This window comes from Hahella sp. HN01 (assembly GCF_018986435.1).
GTDB lineage: Bacteria > Pseudomonadota > Gammaproteobacteria > Pseudomonadales > Oleiphilaceae > Hahella.
Window position 1 is genome coordinate 34,808 of record NZ_JAHMIN010000041.1, and the last position, 18,601, is coordinate 53,408.

General features: G+C 52.5%; 21 protein-coding genes and 1 rRNA gene. 9 read left to right on the top strand and 13 right to left on the bottom strand.

Annotation, left to right across the window (positions count from 1 at the left end; genetic code table 11):
• Nucleotides 1-3 precede the first annotated feature (3 nt).
• From rsxD to KP814_RS27560, 5 genes are all read left to right on the top strand, one after another.
• Nucleotides 4-1,044, top strand: a complete 1,041-nt coding sequence (gene rsxD, locus KP814_RS27540; protein ID WP_216739797.1) for an electron transport complex subunit RsxD — start codon at nt 4-6, stop codon at nt 1,042-1,044.
• A 9-nt stretch (nt 1,045-1,053) separates the two neighbouring features.
• Entirely contained in the window at nt 1,054-1,710 is a 657-nt protein-coding gene (gene rsxG / locus KP814_RS27545) for an electron transport complex subunit RsxG (protein ID WP_216739798.1), read from the top strand.
• 54 nt (nt 1,711-1,764) lie between these two features.
• The gene (locus tag KP814_RS27550) at nt 1,765-2,475 is read left to right on the top strand and encodes an electron transport complex subunit E (RefSeq protein ID WP_216739799.1); all 711 of its coding nucleotides are present in this window, start codon (nt 1,765-1,767) and stop codon (nt 2,473-2,475) included.
• 84 nt (nt 2,476-2,559) lie between these two features.
• Nucleotides 2,560-3,195, top strand: coding sequence for an endonuclease III (gene nth / locus KP814_RS27555; protein ID WP_216739800.1), 636 nt, complete (start codon nt 2,560-2,562; stop codon nt 3,193-3,195).
• On the top strand, nt 3,195-3,869 hold the full coding sequence (locus KP814_RS27560) for a phytanoyl-CoA dioxygenase family protein (RefSeq protein WP_216739801.1): 675 nt from the start codon (nt 3,195-3,197) through the stop codon (nt 3,867-3,869). Before nth ends, KP814_RS27560 begins: the two co-directional genes overlap by 1 nt.
• Nucleotides 3,870-3,872: 3 nt before the next feature.
• On the opposite strand, the gene KP814_RS27565 is transcribed toward KP814_RS27560, so the two are convergent.
• Complete coding sequence (locus KP814_RS27565) at nt 3,873-4,538, bottom strand: pyridoxamine 5'-phosphate oxidase family protein (protein WP_216739802.1); 666 nt, start codon at nt 4,536-4,538, stop codon at nt 3,873-3,875.
• A 116-nt stretch (nt 4,539-4,654) separates the two neighbouring features.
• Between KP814_RS27565 and KP814_RS27570 the strand changes: the two genes are divergently transcribed.
• The 4 genes from KP814_RS27570 to KP814_RS27585 all read left to right on the top strand — a co-directional run bounded on the left by KP814_RS27570 (nt 4,655) and on the right by KP814_RS27585 (nt 8,368).
• Entirely contained in the window at nt 4,655-6,103 is a 1,449-nt protein-coding gene (locus KP814_RS27570) for a PLP-dependent aminotransferase family protein (RefSeq protein ID WP_216739803.1), read from the top strand.
• Nucleotides 6,104-6,215: 112 nt separating this feature from the next.
• Complete coding sequence (locus tag KP814_RS27575; RefSeq protein ID WP_216739804.1) at nt 6,216-6,914, top strand: hypothetical protein; 699 nt, start codon at nt 6,216-6,218, stop codon at nt 6,912-6,914.
• A 147-nt stretch (nt 6,915-7,061) separates the two neighbouring features.
• Nucleotides 7,062-7,988 carry an alpha/beta fold hydrolase gene (locus KP814_RS27580; RefSeq protein WP_216739805.1) on the top strand — a complete coding sequence of 309 codons (927 nt, stop codon included), beginning with the start codon at nt 7,062-7,064 and terminating at the stop codon, nt 7,986-7,988.
• Nucleotides 7,989-8,113: 125 nt separating this feature from the next.
• Complete coding sequence (locus tag KP814_RS27585; protein ID WP_127972680.1) at nt 8,114-8,368, top strand: hypothetical protein; 255 nt, start codon at nt 8,114-8,116, stop codon at nt 8,366-8,368.
• A gap of 107 nt (nt 8,369-8,475) precedes the next feature.
• On the opposite strand, the gene KP814_RS27590 is transcribed toward KP814_RS27585, so the two are convergent.
• From KP814_RS27590 to rrf, 12 genes are all read right to left on the bottom strand, one after another.
• Complete coding sequence (locus KP814_RS27590) at nt 8,476-9,885, bottom strand: tetratricopeptide repeat protein (RefSeq protein ID WP_216739806.1); 1,410 nt, start codon at nt 9,883-9,885, stop codon at nt 8,476-8,478.
• Nucleotides 9,886-10,167: 282 nt separating this feature from the next.
• The gene (locus tag KP814_RS27595; RefSeq protein WP_216739807.1) at nt 10,168-10,734 is read right to left on the bottom strand and encodes a chalcone isomerase family protein; all 567 of its coding nucleotides are present in this window, start codon (nt 10,732-10,734) and stop codon (nt 10,168-10,170) included.
• Between the two features lie 275 nt (nt 10,735-11,009).
• A complete protein-coding gene (gene rpoS, locus KP814_RS27600; RefSeq protein ID WP_011395785.1) occupies nt 11,010-12,008 on the bottom strand; it encodes an RNA polymerase sigma factor RpoS in 999 nt (332 codons plus the stop codon).
• A gap of 70 nt (nt 12,009-12,078) precedes the next feature.
• Nucleotides 12,079-12,942, bottom strand: a complete 864-nt coding sequence (locus KP814_RS27605; RefSeq protein WP_216739808.1) for a peptidoglycan DD-metalloendopeptidase family protein — start codon at nt 12,940-12,942, stop codon at nt 12,079-12,081.
• A gap of 224 nt (nt 12,943-13,166) precedes the next feature.
• Nucleotides 13,167-14,081, bottom strand: a complete 915-nt coding sequence (locus KP814_RS27610) for a DUF368 domain-containing protein (RefSeq protein ID WP_216739809.1) — start codon at nt 14,079-14,081, stop codon at nt 13,167-13,169.
• A 1-nt stretch (nt 14,082) separates the two neighbouring features.
• Nucleotides 14,083-14,745, bottom strand: coding sequence for a protein-L-isoaspartate(D-aspartate) O-methyltransferase (locus tag KP814_RS27615; protein ID WP_127972689.1), 663 nt, complete (start codon nt 14,743-14,745; stop codon nt 14,083-14,085).
• Complete coding sequence (gene surE, locus KP814_RS27620; RefSeq protein ID WP_127972691.1) at nt 14,742-15,491, bottom strand: 5'/3'-nucleotidase SurE; 750 nt, start codon at nt 15,489-15,491, stop codon at nt 14,742-14,744. Before surE ends, KP814_RS27615 begins: the two co-directional genes overlap by 4 nt.
• Before the next feature lie 108 nt (nt 15,492-15,599).
• Nucleotides 15,600-16,568, bottom strand: coding sequence for a tRNA pseudouridine(13) synthase TruD (gene truD, locus KP814_RS27625; protein ID WP_216739810.1), 969 nt, complete (start codon nt 16,566-16,568; stop codon nt 15,600-15,602).
• 1 nt (nt 16,569) lies between these two features.
• Nucleotides 16,570-17,061 (bottom strand): 2-C-methyl-D-erythritol 2,4-cyclodiphosphate synthase, encoded by a 492-nt coding sequence (gene ispF / locus KP814_RS27630; RefSeq protein ID WP_305858282.1) that lies wholly within the window; start codon nt 17,059-17,061, stop codon nt 16,570-16,572.
• Nucleotides 17,058-17,768 carry a 2-C-methyl-D-erythritol 4-phosphate cytidylyltransferase gene (gene ispD, locus KP814_RS27635; protein ID WP_216739811.1) on the bottom strand — a complete coding sequence of 237 codons (711 nt, stop codon included), beginning with the start codon at nt 17,766-17,768 and terminating at the stop codon, nt 17,058-17,060. The genes ispF and ispD overlap by 4 nt, the downstream gene beginning before the upstream one ends.
• 84 nt (nt 17,769-17,852) lie before the next feature.
• Entirely contained in the window at nt 17,853-18,131 is a 279-nt protein-coding gene (locus KP814_RS27640; protein WP_127972699.1) for a septum formation initiator family protein, read from the bottom strand.
• 383 nt (nt 18,132-18,514) lie between these two features.
• Nucleotides 18,515-18,601: ribosomal RNA gene (gene rrf, locus KP814_RS27645) — 5S ribosomal RNA — on the bottom strand; the annotation flags it as partial.

Here is an 18,601-nt window from a genome sequence, read left to right on the forward strand (position 1 = left end):
TCCATGGCATTTCTTCACATCACATCCCCTCACCTGAAAGGACCTGCGCGCACGACCGCCATCATGCAGTGGGTGATCCTGGCCACCGTGCCCGGATTGCTGACCATGACCTGGTTCTTTGGCTGGGGAACCCTGATCAACGTCATTCTGGCGTCGTTAACCGCCGTGGCGGCGGAAGCCTTTGTGCTGACGCTGCGCAAACGGCCACTGGCCTTTTATCTGCAGGACTACAGCGCCGTTCTCACCGGAGTATTGCTGGGTCTTGCGCTGCCGCCTTACGCCCCTTGGTGGGTGACATTTGTTGGAACGGCGTTCGCCATCATTTTCGCCAAACAGATTTACGGCGGTCTGGGCAATAATCCATTCAACCCCGCCATGGTGGGGTACGCACTGCTGCTGGTGTCCTTCCCTGTCGCGATGACCACTAACTGGGCGACGCCGCGTCCCTTGGCGGAAATCCCAGGACTCGTGGACGCTTTCGCCCACATCTTCTGGGGAGCGGAAATCGGCGTGGATGGCTACACCATGGCCACGCCTCTGGACACCTATAAACACGAAATCGTCGCCGGCACTTCGGAAGCAGTCTTCGCCATGCCTGTCTTCGGCGCGCACACCGCGCTGGGCTGGGAGTGGGTCAATCTGGCCTTCCTCGCCGGGGGACTCCTGCTTATCTGGCGCAAGATTATTACCTGGCATATTCCAGTCAGCATGCTCTCCGCGATGGCGTTGTGCTCTTTGCTACTGGGCTGGGATGAAGATAAATATGCGCCGCTGCAGCTGCACCTGCTCGCTGGCGCAACTATGCTGGGCGCCTTCTTCATCGCCACCGACCCGGTTTCCGCCGCCACCAGCAAACTCGGCAAACTCTACTATGGCGCTGGCGTCGGCATTCTGGTTTACCTGATTCGCACCTGGGGCAACTACCCTGACGCCGTGGCGTTCGCCGTGTTGTTGATGAACTTCGCCGCGCCGTTCCTGGACTACTACACCCAGCCCCGCACTTACGGACACCGCAAAGCCCGTCGCGGCGTGAAACAGGATTAGGAGACGCCCATGAACGCATTACAGGCATCCATTATTCGGGGCGGCATTGGACTTGCGATATTCGCCGTGGTGACCGCCGGTTTGATCGCGGTAACTCAAGTCAGCACCGCAGATCGTATCGCAGATGCGGAAAAGCACGCCCGCGCCAAGGCGCTGTATGAAGTCGTTCCACGTAAGGAGCACGATAACGACATGCTGGCGACCCCCATTCTGTTGCACCCAGACCCTCTGCTCGGCGCCAAAGACACAGCGGAAGCCTATCTGGCCACCCTTCACGGCTCGCCAGTGGCGGTGATTCTGCCCTTTGTCGCGCCGGATGGTTACACCGGCGAAATCCAGGGCATCGTCGGCGTGCAACCTGATGGAACGATTAAAGGCGTCCGTATTACCGCCCACAAGGAAACCCCCGGGCTGGGCGACAAAATTGAAGCGCGGAAGTCTCCCTGGGTGGAGCAGTTTCCCGGCCGCTCACTCAGCTCTCCCGCGGAAGACCGCTGGAAGGTGAAAAAGGACGGCGGCGATTTTGATCAAATGACCGGCGCCACCATCACGCCCAGAGCGGTAGTGAAGGCGGTGCGTAATGCGCTAACCTATTTTCAAAGCCATCGCGATCAACTCTTGCGTAGCAATAGCGGCGTCAATACCGCAACTGCGACACAGGAATAGCCAGACGGCGAGCGTATCGAACATGAATGACCGAATGAATCCAGGATCTGCATAATGGCGAAAAGCTATCAAGAAATAGTTCGGGACGGATTGTGGAAAAACAACCCGGCGCTGGTGCAACTGCTGGGCCTCTGCCCCCTGCTGGCGGTGACAGGCACCGTAGTCAACGCCATCGGCCTGGGATTGGCCACGACTTTAGTGCTGACCGGCTCCAACGCCGCGGTTTCCATGATCCGCAACTACGTGCCTGAATCCGTACGCCTGCCCGCATTCGTCATGATCATCGCCTCTTTCGTAACCTGCGCCGAGCTGTTGATGCAGGCCTTCGCCTATGAGCTGTATGAAATTCTCGGCATCTTCATTCCCCTGATCGTCACCAACTGCGCCATTCTTGGACGCGCAGACGCTTTCGCTTCCAAGAATCCGATTCTCCCTTCCATGCTCGACGGCTTTATGATGGGTCTGGGTTTCAGTCTGGTGCTGATGGTGCTGGGCGGCATGCGTGAAGTAATAGGACAAGGCTCGCTGTTTTCAGGCATGGATCTGCTGTTTGGCGAATCCGCGCGGAGCTGGAAGCTTGCGTTGTTCGCCGACTACCCTGACTTTCTGTTTGCCGTGCTGCCCCCCGGCGCCTTTGTCGGCATGGGCTTGTTGATTGCGCTAAAAAATGTGATCGATAAACGCATGAAGGAAGCCGCTGCGGTGAAACTGGAGAAGCCTGTCTCCGGCGGCAAACGCGTGCGAGTAACAGGAAAGATATCCTGACGCGCGCGGCTGTCTCTCTCGCTGCCCGCCACATTACAAATGGGGCGGCGCATTCGACTGTGAATACAAGCCATAAGAAGACTGATGAATAAGCAAAAACGAGCGGAGATATTCGCCCGCTTAAAAGCGGAAAATCCCAACCCGACCACGGAGTTGGAGTACAACACCCCCTTTGAACTGCTGATTGCGGTGGTTCTGTCCGCTCAGGCCACCGATGTGAGCGTTAATAAAGCCACCCGCAAGCTTTACCCCGTGGCGAATACGCCGGAAGCCATTTACGCGTTGGGTGTGGAGGGTCTTAAGGAATACATCAAGACCATCGGCCTGTTCAACAGCAAAGCGGAAAACGTCATCAAGACCTGCAAAATCCTGATCGACCAGCACGACTCAGAAGTGCCGCAGACCCGGGAAGCCCTTGAAGCGTTGCCAGGCGTCGGCCGCAAGACCGCCAATGTCGTGCTCAACACTGCTTTCCGCCAGCCAGCCATGGCGGTGGATACACATATATTCCGGGTCTCCAACCGCACCAACATCGCCCCCGGCAAAAACGTGCTGGAAGTGGAGCACAAACTGATGAAGCACGTCCCCAAGGAATACCTGATGGACGCTCATCACTGGCTGATCCTACACGGCCGCTATATCTGCACCGCCCGTAAACCTCGATGCGGCGCCTGCGTCATCTCCGATCTGTGCGAATTCAAAGAAAAAGTGCTGGATTGATGACGTTCGACTTCCACCACGATGGTTTTGAATGGCTGCGGGACGCACTGCCTGCGTCATTGATCAACGCCATCCTGCAGGAAGTTGCCCGTGATGATGAGGTTAACTCCGGCTCCGGCGTGCGTAACGCTGAGCGCAAGTATGCAACGCTGAAGGAGTGGCTGGCCGGCGGCGACCTCAAGCGGCTGGCCTGCCGGTATTTAGAGGGCGCTCCACAGCAGGTCCGGACAATCCTGTTCAATAAGTCGCCGCGAAAAAACTGGCTGGTGACCTGGCATCAGGATAGAACCGTTTGCGTCAAAGCACGGTTTGATGCGCCAGATTGGGGGCCATGGTCTGAGAAAGATGGCGTTATGCACGTGCAGCCTCCTATTGCGACGCTGGAGCGCATGCTGGCGTTTCGCATTCATCTGGACCCAACTGACGAGAGCAACGGCTGCTTGAAAGTCATCCCTGGTTCTCACCGCGAGGGACTGTTATCCCATGAACGTATCCAGCAAGTCGCCGCATCGTCGAAGCCCTTGTCCTGCGCCGCCCGGGCAGGCGACATCCTGGTCATGAAACCTCACTTGCTGCACGCCTCCAGCAAGGGAACGGCGCCTAACCAGCGTCGTATTCTCCACGTAGAGTTCAGCGACTATCCGCTGCCAGCCGGCGCGCAGTGGGTGAGTTAATATCTACTGCCCTGTAGTCAGGTGTCGCAGGTAATCCGGCATTCTGGCGTCACTGCGGGTTTCCGGGTCCACCTCCGGCATTCCATACACCGTGCGCATGGGCACCACGCCCGCCCAGACCGGCTGATCCATATCCTCTTCTTTGTCTCTGGGTGGGCCGCTGCGAACTTTAGCGCTCGCTTCCACTATCGGCATGGCCAGCACCGCCGTCGCCGCCACTTCGTTGCGCGTGTTGGGGATGATATTGTCCGAACAGCGACCGGGAATAATGTGGTCCACCAAAGCATTCAGCACTTCATTCTTCATATCCGGGTCTTCAATCGCCTCGAACTGTCCAAACAAGACAACACTGCGATAGTTCATGGAGTGATGGAACGCCCGCCGGGACAGCACCAGACCATCCAGTAACGTGACGCAGACGGACGCCTCACGCCCGTCTGCAAGGCTTTTAAACAGACGACCATTTACCGCGCCATGCACAATCAAATTATCGCCGTAGCGACAGTAGGCGGTTGGCAACACAAAGGGCGCGCCGTCAAACATAAACGCCACATGGCACAGAACAGACGCATCCAAGATACTGTAGATATCGCGGCGATCGTAACCCGCCCGGTCCCGTTTGCGGGTGAAGGCGGTCTTAGGGGTTATGGGCAGTACATCGTCAGTCATCGAACTTACTCCTTCCAATCACATCAAGCTATTGATGCGGGCAGATTAGCTTGAAATTGGACATCTATTAATGTCCACTTTAAACATTTATAAAGAGTCCACTTTAGAGAAAGAAGATGACCGCTCCGACGCAAAATGCGAAGTCTCGCTATCTATCGCTGTATGAAGAGTTAAAGCAGTCCATTCTGGCGGGCCTGCTGCCGGAAGGAGAACGCCTGCCGTCCTCCCGAAGCATGGCGGACGCGCGAGGCCTGTCCCGCACCACCGTCACCAGCGCTTACGACCAGTTGCTGAGCGAAGGTTATATCGTCAGTCGTCGTGGATCGGGCTGTTATGTCGCCTCACCGTTGCCTGGCGTGGATTTTCCCACCGCCTCGCCGCCACAGACACATCACTCTGGTCCAGCACCAAGTCTGTCGTTCTGGGGTGAGGCCCTGATGCGCCAGCGTCCCGTCAAAGCCATCCCGCCGCCGACGGTAATTGATTTCCAGTATGGCAATGTGGATCTTGACGAGAAAAGCCAACATATCTGGAGAAAGTCCGCTCGTCACTGGGCGTACCGGCAAGGCCGCCATTATGGCGACACGCTGGGATTACCGGCCTTGCGGGAGGCGATATCCGCTTACCTGCAACTCAATCGCGCATGCCGCAGCCATCCCGACAGAGTCGCCATTACCTCCGGCGGACAACAGGCGTTCGATCTGATTACGCGATTGGCGATCAATCCGGGCGACAAGGTTGCGATGGAGAACCCGGGGTATCCCCGAGTCAAACAGTTGCTCACCGCTCTCGGCGCCAAGTTGATTCCCATTGCTGTCGACGAGGAAGGGTTAAAAGTAGAGGATTTGCCGCAAGGCGCGGAAGCGCCCAAGCTGGTCTATGTCACGCCATCGCATCAATTTCCCAGTGGCTGCGTGATGTCCCTGCGCAGGCGGCTGGCGTTGCTGGAATGGGCGCAGGCGAACGACGCCTGGATTATCGAAGACGATTATGACAGTGAGTTTCGGTACTGCGGCAAGCCGATTGAGTCTTTACAGGGACTCGATCATCACGATCGGGTGATCTACGCCTGCACCTTTTCCAAAGTCCTGTTCCCCGCCATCAAACTGGGCTATCTGCTGCTCCCCAAAAGCTGGCTGGAGCCGCTCACTTACGCCAAACAAGTGACGGATCGCCACTCCCCCTGGTTAGAGCAACATATCCTCGCCGAGTTTATGCAAACGGGTGAATTCGAGCGCCATCTGCGCAGAATGCGTAAACGCTACGCTATTCGCCAACAGACTTTGGCGACGGCGTTACAACGCCAAGAGGGCGACAGAGAGATTCTGGTGGAGGGCGATAACGCCGGCCTGCATCTGGTGTGTTGGATGCCCAGCCTTCCGCTGAGCGCCGTTTCCGCGTTCATAGAGCAAGTGCAAACGCAAGGCGTACGCGTTTATCCGATACATCCGTTCTATCACGGAGAGCCTCCCGCAGCAGGTCTGCTACTGGGATTCGCGACCCTGACGCCAACGGATATCACACAGGGAGTCGGGATAATCAAACGGACATTGCGAGAGTTCTAAATAGCCCCGTATACAATTCGAAACAGCGAGCCAATCCGATTACAGGCATGATGAAGTCGTTGTGGAAGCAACGGTTTCCTTAACAAAAACAATAACCAATAGGGATATTCGCATGACAGTTCAAGCTAATAACGGAAATAACCAAGATTACTCCGTCGGGTTGGTCGCCGTCTCCAGTTGGCAAGGTTGGCTGCGGCATACGCCTCGCCGGCTGAATGTTCAGCAGGAAGGCGCCGGCGCCAGCAACCTGTATCGCTTATGGTCCACCTTTTCCTGGCAATCACCGAAAGGCTGCGTCGGCTACTTCAAGAATGGCCATACCGCTCTGGTCGTTCGCCAGGGAGGCGTCGTCACCCATGTGGTGGGATTTAATCCTGAGTCCTACCTGCTCGCCGGATTGTTACAAACAACCCGCGGCAACAACATCACCGTCAGAGGATTATGGTACGACGACTTCGCCATGATCCAGGACCCAACGGCGATCAGTTACGAAATCAACGTCACTCAGAATCAGGCCCAGGATTTCGATGGGTTGATCACATCGCTTATCGGCAGATCCGACCTGGGACCGCACTCTCCTTCCGACACGCCTTACTTCTACAGCTTCCGGCCAGCGGACATGGAAGCCCGAGTCAGCGGCCTGACCGGCAACTGCGGCAATATGGCGTTAGTGATTCTCTGCCAGTTTCTGTATGACTGGCGCAAAGGGGAATATGTGGAGATGTTTCGCTCCTGGGTGAATCAAAACCGCAACACCCGCAACTTTGGCCAGGGCCCATTAATGGGCGCCATCACCCAAAGCTTCGCCTAAGCGAAACGCGCTGTTCATAGCAAAGAGTTTCAAGTGACAGTTAGATGACAGTAAATTGAATCTTTTATGAACAGCGTGCTCTTATACAGCATCAATATTACAATTTGATGGTGATTTAGTTTCAACCCCGCCCAAGTTGTACAAAAAATGACTGTTGAATATGCTGCTATCGGCGATATCCAGCTCGCCTATGAAACCTTTGGCTCACAAAAAGATCCCTGCATTCTGCTGATCATGGGCCTTGGCGCTCAGATGCTGGTGTGGCCGGACGCTCTGTGCGAACGCCTGGCTGCAAACGGGTATTTCGTCGTGCGTTTCGACAATCGGGATATTGGCCTCTCCAGCAAAAGCAATGGCGCGGGACATGCCCGTCCAGTCACCAACTTTCTCCGCAAGCAGTTCGGTTTGCGGGTGAAAAGCGCTTACACACTGAGCGACTTGGCCAACGACGCCATAGGTCTGCTGAATCACTTGCGGGTCGCCAGCGCTCATCTTGTCGGCGCATCCATGGGCGGCATGATCGCGCAAATCGCCGCCGCCAAATATCCTGAACGGGCGCTCAGTCTGACTTCCATCATGTCCGCTCCTGGCTTTAGCCGCCTCCCAGCCTTAAATCCGGCCAATCTGCTGGCGCTAATAAAGCCAACGCGCCCCAAGTTGCGGGCGGAGGTTATTGAAAGCAAAATCAGTCAGATACGGCGTATTGGCAGTCGCAGCTATCCATCCTCCCGGTCAGAGTTATTACAGCGAGTAGGTAAAGTACTCGACAGAAGCAGCATCGACCACGAGGGACTGCAGAGACAAGCCAGCGCCATTCTTGCCGAAGGCTCTTTGGTTGAGCTGCAAAAGCGCATCATCACGCCAACGCTGGTCATCCATGGCGATGAGGATTCGCTCATCCCTCTTTCTGAGGGCGTCGCCTGCGCCCGCAACATCCGTGACGCGCAACTTGAAGTCATCGCCGGCATGGGCCACGACTTCCCTTCCCCGCTGATAGCCCGCGTCGCCAAAGTCGTGTTGCAGCACGTTGGACAAACCGCCGCTCGTCCTGGGAACGCCTGCGAGCAAGCCTGATATTCACCCGCCAGCCTCATGTGTTTAGGGTGAATAGACAGCTTGCCAGCGTCCCTACTGCGCCTCTACCATGAGCTGGCGCGTCAGCGCATTAGCGCCCTCAGCTAGAACAGGAGAGTCAAGCCATGAGTAGAATCCAAAGCGTTAAGGACCGACTGCAGGACACCACCGAGAAGTCCCTGATCCGACTTGAAAGCATTCACACATCTATAGCGGAAAAGCCGCTACTGGCGCTGGGTAAGATCCAGCCTTTTGAAGGCGTCGCCCATCAAGCCAGGGTATTGCAGCAGAATATGATTCATAAAACCTACCGGGGCATTCGGGATCTGACCGAAATGCAAGGCCAAATCGCCGACCAGATTATTCGTCTGATCCCCTGAACTACACCAACGTCGCCTGATGTATTAAAACCCCTTAGTTGTATTCCTGGCGACAGACGCAAAAAGGCGGTAATACCGCCTTTTTCATTTCACTAAACAGTGATCGCTTATGCGCCAGGGTGCAGGGTCAGTAATGCGTTGATATCCAGCTCCCCGCCTCTTCCCAGCTCCAGCTCAAGGTACTGACGCATTTTGTCCGCCAGGAAGCCATCTACCCCGGGCGAGCCGGATACGCCATGGGCCACCCAGGCGTCGAAACGGTCATCATTACCCACTACCTGCGCCGCTTCCAGCAACAGCGACTGTTTATAGTCCGACACCAAGGCTTTGAGTCTGTTTTGGGCAGCGATACGCACCTCAGTATTGAGACGGCTTTCCATATCCAGATCAGACTCCACCATCGCCGATTTACGCGCCAAGCCAATCGTGTAGTGATCATCGTAATAATCGTCTTCGGAGACGACATTCACCGGGGTGTCGCTACGGCGACCATCTACTTCCATCACCAATGCGGAGCTGGCGGTCTTGGTTAAAATGTATCTCTCGTAGTGGTAGTCGGAGTAAACATCCTCCATCACGGTTGGCGGAACCATCGAGAACTCGGTCAGCAATGAGTCCAGCTTGTGATCTGCTCGATCCAGTTTGCGGCCTCTCTTGTCGACTTCATCATCAGCTCTACGCACCTCCTCCCTTTGACGGGAGACCTTGTCCTTCAGACGGTCGACTTCTCTCTTCTGTGTGTCATATTGCGGGTCTGTGAGGTTAAGTTTGTTCAGCGCGCTTTCTTCTTTCGCCAGATCCCGCTCCGTCGATTCCAGCTCCCGCCGCTCCCGTTTAAAATCGCGGCGAGCGTCCCGCATATTGTCTTTAGCGCGATCCAACTGATATCGCTGGTCAGACACATCTCCCTGCAGACGAATAAAGTCAGGGTTGCTCACCATCACCTGCCCGCTGACATACTGCTGCACTTCCGGCACAACGGACTCGCTCAGATTATAGTGAACCGGCGCCCGAGACATGCTCACGCGCGCCTCATTGCCAAGTTTGCTGTTTACTTTATTGACCAATTGCAATCCGGCTACGCCATACCCCAAATCATCGCCAAAAACGCGCCGGTCGCTGTCCAACTTAATGCGAAACTGATGCTGCGTCGCTATCGTCTGATAAGCAGAGTTATATCTATCCCAGGCGGACTGCTCATGTGTCGCCTGCGCCACTTTGCCGTAAAGCAGCATGGCCTTGCCCAGATTATTGCGGTCATAAGCTGTGTTAGCGGCGCTTCTTACCTGGTTCAACCACGCGGTAAAGTCTCTGCGCGCCTGTTGCAGCCTATTCTGGGTGTCCTTATCGTTGGGCTTTAACTTCAAGGCTTCTTCATACCTCTCAACCGCCAGTTCATAACGGCCTTGAGCGTAATACTCTTCCCCATCCTTGATCAGGTTACGGTGCGCGCATCCTGTTACAGCCAAAGCCACCAACGCCACTCCCGCAAGCCTTTTGAAGCGATTAGACAACATTATCTTCCTACACCATTCTCATATTTTTCGAATATTACGACAGGACCTGATTTCACTACCCGATCCCATCGCCACTGCCTTTATGTGAGTCTATTTATACCCTGCGCCAGCTTAACCCTAACTGAATAAAAAGGGCGAAATCGCCAATAGCGCTCATCAGCGACGGTAAATTGAGGCATCAGCGGGAAACGTTGGAAATGAAAAAGGCGGGATTCCCCGCCTTTAACCAAAAAAGCCAGCCGCCTTCGGCTGTGAAGTGTGATTAGGAAGAAATTGCCGCGACTATTTTGCGCCCAGCATCGCCTTCTTGAGTTCTTCCTGAGCCGGATTGTCGGATAACCAGATACCAAACAAAGCTTCTTTAAAAGCAACGCCGCCATCAATAGTGGCCGCAAGCGCGTCGTTTTTATACACCTCTACGCCTTTGCCTGGGAGATACACCAGGTCGAATTCGTCATTTTCCTGGATCTCTTCATCGAAGACGCCAATAAACTTATCGATATTTGCTTTAATGGGAGCCGTATTGCCATTAGTCGCGTTCTCAAAGCCCTCTGTAGTGGCTTTCTGCATCTTTTCACTGGTCACCATACCGGAAACCATATGCAGTTTGATCGCCATAGGCTCGTCCGCTTTCACAATCGCAGAAGCGTCCTTATTCGCCTGCGGCAGGTATAAGCCACCCACATAAACGTCAATGAACCATTTGGAGCGCACGCCAGCGCCATTGAGCTTTAATTCAGAACCCGCTGCGCTAAGCGTGTCGGGAATGTCGACGCCGGCTACTTTAGCGGCCTGCGAGGAAGGGGATAGAACCAGCAAGAGCACAAGTGCAGAAATTAGTTGTTTCATATTTCATCCCTAGTTGCATTGATTGTTATTTAAATTATTTGCTGTTTATTGTTTGTAAGCGCTCAACGGTGCGGGGTAATTCCGAATCGGCGAGCGGACTCCATTATAGGCAGCCCGCAAAAGCGGTAGATAGGGTAAAACAGGTAGTTATACCGGGTTATGCGAGCTGGTTCGCAACTATAGGCGCAAGACATTCCTGACAGCAAGTCTAACCGGTCCATTAAAAAAGGGCGCTGGATGCGCCCTTTTTACTGTTACGACAGTGTAACCAAAAGTTACTTAAACAGTGTGTCTCCGGTCAAACCTTCTTTCTCCAGCAGTTCGCGCATGCGCTTGAGCGCTTCTACTTGAATCTGGCGCACTCTTTCCCGAGTCAGGCCAATTTCCTGCCCTACTTCTTCCAATGTGCTCATGGGATAACCGCGCAATCCAAAACGACGGGCGATTACTTCCTGTTGCTTGTCAGACAATTGGTCAAGCCAACGGTCCAGACAGCCTTTAAGATCGCTATCCTGCAACAGCTCAGCAGGATCATTGCTCGCCTCATCGGCGACGGTATCAAGAAGGGATTTTTCCGCGTTGCCGCCAATCGGCGAGTCGACGGAAGTGATGCGCTCGTTCAAACCGAGCATACGTTTAACATCCTTCACCGGCTTTTCCAGCAAGTCGGCGATTTCTTCAGCGCTGGGCTCATGATCCAGTTTCTGGGTCAGTTCGCGGGACGCGCGAAGATACACATTTAATTCCTTAACTACGTGAATCGGCAAACGGATCGTCCTTGTCTGATTCATGATGGCGCGCTCAATCGTCTGGCGAATCCACCAAGTCGCGTAAGTTGAAAATCTGAAGCCGCGTTCGGGATCAAACTTTTCAACGGCGCGAATCAGACCCAGGTTGCCTTCTTCAATGAGATCAAGCAGGCTCAGGCCTCTGTTCACATATCTGCGGGCGATTTTCACAACCAAGCGCAAATTGCTCTCAATCATGCGCTTACGGCCTTTCTCATCGCCACGACGCGCCATGCGCGCAAAATGAACTTCTTCTTCCGGGGTTAATAATGGGGAGAAACCGATTTCGTTCAGATAAATCTGAGTGGCGTCGAGGTTTCTGTAGGATTGGCCTTCGCCTAGGGAGAAACGACCGGTACGTCCTTGATCAATCGAGACAACAACATCACTTTCATCGTCTTCAAACTCTTCAGCCTCAATTTCGGCCAAATCGATATCAACATCGTAAGCCAAATCTTCTGCGTAAGATTCACGTTCTGCTGCCATGATGATGCCCTGCTCTCGTTAACCCCTTGCGGGGTATTGATGACGTTTTGCACTTGCTCAGGCGCAAGTTTTATCGTTTTGGTAGGTACTTGAGAGGGTCAACCGGATTGCCGTTTTTTCTTATTTCGAAGTGCAACATCGGTCGGTTGGTCCCTGTCTCACCTATCTCGGCTATCTTCTGCCCGCGGTTTATGAGGTCACCCTCCTTGACCAGTATCTTGCTGTTGTGCGCGTAAGCGCTGATGTATTCATCGCCGTGGCTCAGAATCACCAGCTTGCCGTAACCTAGCAAACCATTACCCGCATACACTACTTCGCCACTGGCCGCTGCTAAAACCGGGTCGCCGATTTTGCCGGCGATATCAACACCTTTATTGATGTCGCCTGCAATAGAAAAAGTATCAATAATCGGGCCATGATGGGGCCACCCCCATCCGGTAACAATTCGATCGGTTTTGCTGGTTACAGGAGCTTTTTTCTTTTGTGTATTTTTGTAAACTGGAGCCTGGGCAGTTTTAGGCTGAGTAGTTTTCTTGGGCTTAACAGATGAAGTTTTCTTGGTTTTGACAGTCGTCTTTTTGGTTTTCCTGGATGGCTGCGCGCTCGCAGTCTGGTAACCATCCGGCACAACCAGAGAAATCCGCTGCCCCGGCTTAATCATGTAGGGAGCGGGTATCCGGTTGATACGAGCCAACTCTTTATAATCCCGACCATATCTCCAGGCGATAGAATAGAGTGTGTCGCCTTTCTCTACGACATGGCTTCCCCAGTACACCGGAGGGTTAAATGCAGGGTCTCTATATATAGAAGGAGAGGTGCAGGCGCACAAGAATAGCGTGATCGACAAAGCGACCGATCTCAAAGCATAAAAAATGCCATTACCAGTATACAGTCTGTTACAAAACCTGTGTTTTTGGGATTTTAGACAATGCACTTTTTAGCTTTTTTTAAAACAAAAAGGAATTAATACAGCCTAGATTATTCTCATTATTTACAAAAGTTTCTAAATTGAACTCCTAAGTAGTTAAATTACAACTATATTCTATAGAGTTATAGATTCAATGCCGTCGGGTTCGCTCGTTATACCTGATACCTGAGGTAACACCACCAAGGAAAATAAGTAACACTAACGTGATTTAATTTCCTAAAAGTGTTCTCTCATTTTTGATAACCAAGTCTCACTTTTTCCAGCGCAACCACCATCAGTGCGCCGATAGCGAACAACGCCGCCACCATTAACACTTGCGCCGGCTCGCCTGTGATCACCTCGTAACGAGAGGGGAAAACATTCGCCTGCACAAGGGGGACCTGAGCCCCATGAGAATCAATACGATATTCCAGCGTATACTTCCATGGCCAGACTTTGTTGAGAGCGCCCAGCATAAAGCCGGTCAGAACTGCGAGGGTGTAGTCGTGGTAACGTCTTAATAACCAGCTTAGCAGGTGGGTGAAAGACAGCAAGCCAATCAGACATCCTGAGGCGAAGATGGACAAAGGCAGAATTTCAAAGCCTTTCACCGCCGCGAGGACCGGACCATAAATGCCAAGAAGTAACAGCAGGAAACTGCCTGAAACGCCAGGCAGAATCATGGCGCAAATGGCGATGGCGCCGCTTATGAACAAGTTCAGGTAGGTCGGCTCCAGGCTGGTAGGGCTCAAAGCCGTCAGCGCATAGGCCACCGCAGCGCCCAACCCGATCAACAATGCAGTTAGCGCATTCTTCTCTCTGATCGCCTTACCTACAAACCAGACGGAACCAAGAATCAATCCAAAGAAAAAGGCCCATATCAGATTGGGGTGGCTCTGCAATAGAGAGCTGATGATCCTGGACAACGAAAAAACGCTAGTGAGAATGCCGGCGAACAATGTCGCCAGAAAGGTTCCATCAATGTCTTTCCAAACCGCTGCGAATCCCTGCGTGCGCCAGATGCTAATCAGTCCCGGGCGAATTCGCCCAAGAGCTGAAATAAGCCGCTCGTAAATACCGGAAATAAATGCAATCGTACCGCCGGATACACCAGGAACAATATCCGCAGCTCCCATGGCCACGCCTTTCAGATAAGTCTTCCACATGTTATCGAACAACGCCTCCTAACAAAGGCACAAATCGAACCTGCTCCAAACTGCTCTCCTCTATTTCCGCGCCTTGTCTCTTATAGACCTTCAGCATCTGTTCGTTGCCGCCGCCAACCGGAATGACAAGACGTCCGCCATCCGCAAGTTGCTCCAGCAACTCCGATGGCGTCTGCTCCGGGGCCGCAGTCACCATAATCGCGTCGAAAGGCCCCTGTTCAGGCCATCCCCAACGCCCATCGGATAATTTCGCGCTAACGTTATTTAACTTTAGCGCCTTAAACCTCAGTTTCGCTTTTTCCAGCAGCGGCGCAATCCGCTCAACGGTATAAACCTGTGTGGATAACCGGGCCAGAATCGCGGTTTGATAACCCGATCCGGCGCCAACCTCCAACACTCGTTTCGGTTTCCAGCCACTGCACAGCAGCTCAGTCATACGAGCCACGATATAAGGCTGCGAGATCGTCTGGGAGTGTCCTATCGGCAGAGCAGTATCTTCATAGGCGCGATGCGCGAGAGCCTCGTCGACAAAAATATGCCGGGGAACCTCAGTCATCGCCTCCAACACCGCTTCATTCTGAATTCCGTTTTTCCGCAAGCGCTCAATCAAACGCAGACGCGTGCGCCGCGATGTCATGCCTATGCCTTGCAAATCGAAGTTCACTCAGTATCTCCCAGCCAGTCCTGTAGTTGGTTAAAGGCGTCGTAGCGAGTCATATCAACATGAATAGGCGTAATGGAGACGTAGTTGTGCTCCACCGCGTAAAAATCCGTACCAGGTCCGGCGTCGTCCCCTTCTCCCGCCGCTGCTATCCAGTAACGCTTGCGACCTCTGGGGTCCACAATTTCGTGTGGCTCGCCGCCTTTCAAACGATGTCCCAAACGGGTTAGCTGAATCCCGCGGATATCGTCTAAAGGCACGTCAGGGACATTCACATTCAACACCGTACGCGGAGCAATCGGCGACTTTAACTGTCTGAGCAGTAAGTTGGCGACCACTTTCGCTGCAGTCGCGTAGTTTTCTTGCCCTCGATTTACCAATGACACAGCAATTGCGGGTTGCGCCAAAAAACGACCCTCCATCGCTGCAGCGACGGTTCCTGAATACAACACGTCATCACCCAGATTGGCGTGGGAGTTAATGCCGGATACAACACGCTCTGCGTCATAACCGAACATCTCGCTCAACCCCATATGCACGCAGTCTGTCGGCGTACCATCAACAGCGAAGAAGCCTTGTGAGGTTTTCTGCAGAATCAAAGGGCGCGTCAGCGTCAGTGAGTTACTCGCTCCGCTATGATCTCTATCTGGCGCAATTACTCGAATCTCAGCAATATTTTTTAGCTCATCCGCCAGAGCCGACAAACCTGGCGCATGCACGCCATCGTCATTGGACAATAATAATTTCACTACCGCTTTTCCTTTTTTCGCTACTCCCTCATCACCAGCCTTTTGCAGTCAATTGCTTTAATGATAGTGACAATGGGAGAAGCTATTAGTAAACAGGTTTGGCTGGAATCAGTTTAATCTAAATACTTGGTCCAGCAATACAGAGGCGAAACAGCCGGAGCCAAGAGAGAATGTCAGCTCAATATCGTCATTGAGCCACTGCCAACTCATATCTACAGGCATAGCGACAAAAGGTCTCCGCGCTGTACGCGCGCCGTCTTTGTGAATAGCGGTCAGCCATTCTGATAAAGATGCCGTTCTCAGTTGCTCAATCTCTCCGGCCGCCCCTGACAAAAACTCTGGGCCGCCCAGCATAGGGCCAGTGGGAACGGTGTATTCAGATACGACAGAGCTGGCGGCAGGAGCGCCTTCATCTCCATCGATCATGGCTGACCAGTCCCCTCGACGAACGCGTTCAGCCAGAATTTCATTAAACAAATAAGAGCGCGCCGCAGACAAATACATCCCCAGATGGGCCTTCTTTTTCGGTTTTTGGCCTTCTACGAACCATGCATTCGCACGTTGTAAATTATAGCCATCGTGGCCAAAGCGCTGGTCTCCGAAATAGTTAGGAAAACCATTCGCCTGAATGAATGAAAGCTTTTCATCGATTTGCTCGTGAACTCCTTCCACCTGTCTGACCCAGATCTTAAAAGCATTTCCTGAGTGATCGCCTCGGCGTAATTTTTTTTGCGTACGAGTAACGCTGAGAACTTCTACACCTTCAATCTCTAACTGACTCCAATCCGGCTCAGGACGTTTCCCCAAATATACTGAAAACCATTGTCTGGTCACGGCATGACGATCCTTCAATCCCATTAACCCGATATCAAAATCACGCACACCACAAAAACGCGCGAGGTTACGAGATACCCACTCGGTATTCTGCCCGCGCTTTTCAATATGTAGTAAAATATGCTCGCCTCCTGAGTCTGGTGGCGTCCATAATTCATCCACACCGAAATCTTCCGGAGTTTGACGCCATATCCCAGGGGCCGTGTCAGTCCAAATTCCAGGAAAGTTAAGATCAAAATTCATATCAGTTCTTTTGCGCCTCTAGCAATGCTACCGCATGACAGGCAATGCCTTCTTTACGGCCGGTATAACCCAGTCTTTCTGTGGTAGTGGCTTTTACGTTTATACAATCAATAGAAACATTGCAGTCAGCGGCAATATTGATTCGCATGTTTTCTATATGTGGAGCCATCTTAGGAGCTTGTGCAACGATAGTCCCATCAACATTCCCTACCTTGTAACCCTTCTCATGCAGTTTACTAACCACAGAGCGAAGCAGGTTTCGGCTATCTGCACCAGAAAAAGAAGGATCGGTATCAGGAAAATGTTTACCAATATCACCTAAGGCTGCTGCGCCAAGTAAAGCATCACATATCGCATGTAGTAAGACGTCGCCATCTGAATGCGCTTGCAAGCCACGATCATATGGAATCTTCACTCCACCAATGACAATAAAGTCGCCACTCTCAGAAAACGCATGGACATCGAAGCCATGACCGACTCGAAACAAACTCATTCTTCTTCCTGCATAATGCGGCGTAAGAATATCTCCGCCAGAGGTAAATCTTGAGGATGGGTAATTTTGATATTATCGCTATGCCCTTCTACCATTACTGGCCTCAAGCCCAGAGCTTCGATCGCTGAGGCTTCATCGGTAATGTTGATGCCCTTTTCTAGCCCTTGCCTTAAAGCCGCCAATAAAATGCCAAACCGAAACATCTGTGGGGTGTACGCCCGCCAGAGATTAGTCCGGGGCACAGTATCTAACACTTCACCTGTCGCACTGGTCCTTTTCACCGTGTCGGCTACAGGCACGCCTAAAAGCCCGCCAGGTTGAGTATTCCATAACGACTGCATCAGATTGGAAATGTCATTGATGCGAAAACAAGGACGAGCCACATCATGCACAAGCACCCAGTCTTCAGTAGAGGCGTGAGGCTCTATCTTCTCTAAAGCATTGAGCACTGAAGTCGACCGCTCCGCCCCGCCAGCTACTGGTATTGTTTTTCCAATATACTTGCCAGCAATCTCAGGCCACCATTTATCTTGTGGATGAAGAGGCAAATAGATCTGTGATATTCCAGGCGCTGATAATAGCCGATCCAGCGTATGCTCAAGAACGCTTCGATCAAGCAATTTCAAATACTGCTTAGGGCATTCGCCCCCCATGCGAGAGCCAACACCTGCGGCGGGCACTATCACCCAAAGCTTATGCTCTTCCATACTGCCTACTAATACTAATCAAGCTCGATTTCTGCAAAAACCGGGCTAGTATCAGTGAAGCGAATAAGGAAAATCAAGAAAGGTTCAGTTTTCGATGAGCAAATAAAATTGCTCGTCAGGATACACCATTCCCAACTGGCTGCGAGCTCTCTCTTCTATCGCGCTCTGTGCGAGTTTTAGCTCCATGACTTCAGCCTCAAGCCTGCGATTCCTCTCCGCCAATTGCTCGTTCTCTTCTTTCTGACTCTCAACCTGACGATCAAGCACCCAAGCCTGAGCGAAAGAACCTTCGCCTACCCAAAGACGGAATTGAAGGACGCCAATAATCAACGCCAAAACTGTCCACAACCAATTTACACGCATAGCAGAACGACAATGAGGTTATATTTTCGTCGTCAATGACATTTTGCGTCCCTGCTGCTTCAAGCAAATTCCGCCGTGATAATTTACTTTTTAGTAGGGCGGAATCGCTTATTTTATAGACTCTATTATTTATAGTCGATAAGTGTTGATAATTTCCAGTAGAAAACACTTATAACTACATAAATTTAATAGTATTTCTTTTTCAAAGTTTAACTCTGTCGAAAGAAACTAGAGCAACTAGAGGTAGATGTAGAGGCGTACAGTAATGGTAAGAGAGACTCAGGCGCTACTGTGGAAGGGGTAAGGCACCTTTAGTTTTCTGGCCCGACGTTAAATTTCAGGCAAAAAAAACCCGTCACGAGGACGGGTTCTTCGTATTAAGAGCCTGACGACGACCTACTCTTGCATGGGTAATCCACACTACCATCGGCGCTGGACTGTTTCACTTCTGAGTTCGGAATGGGATCAGG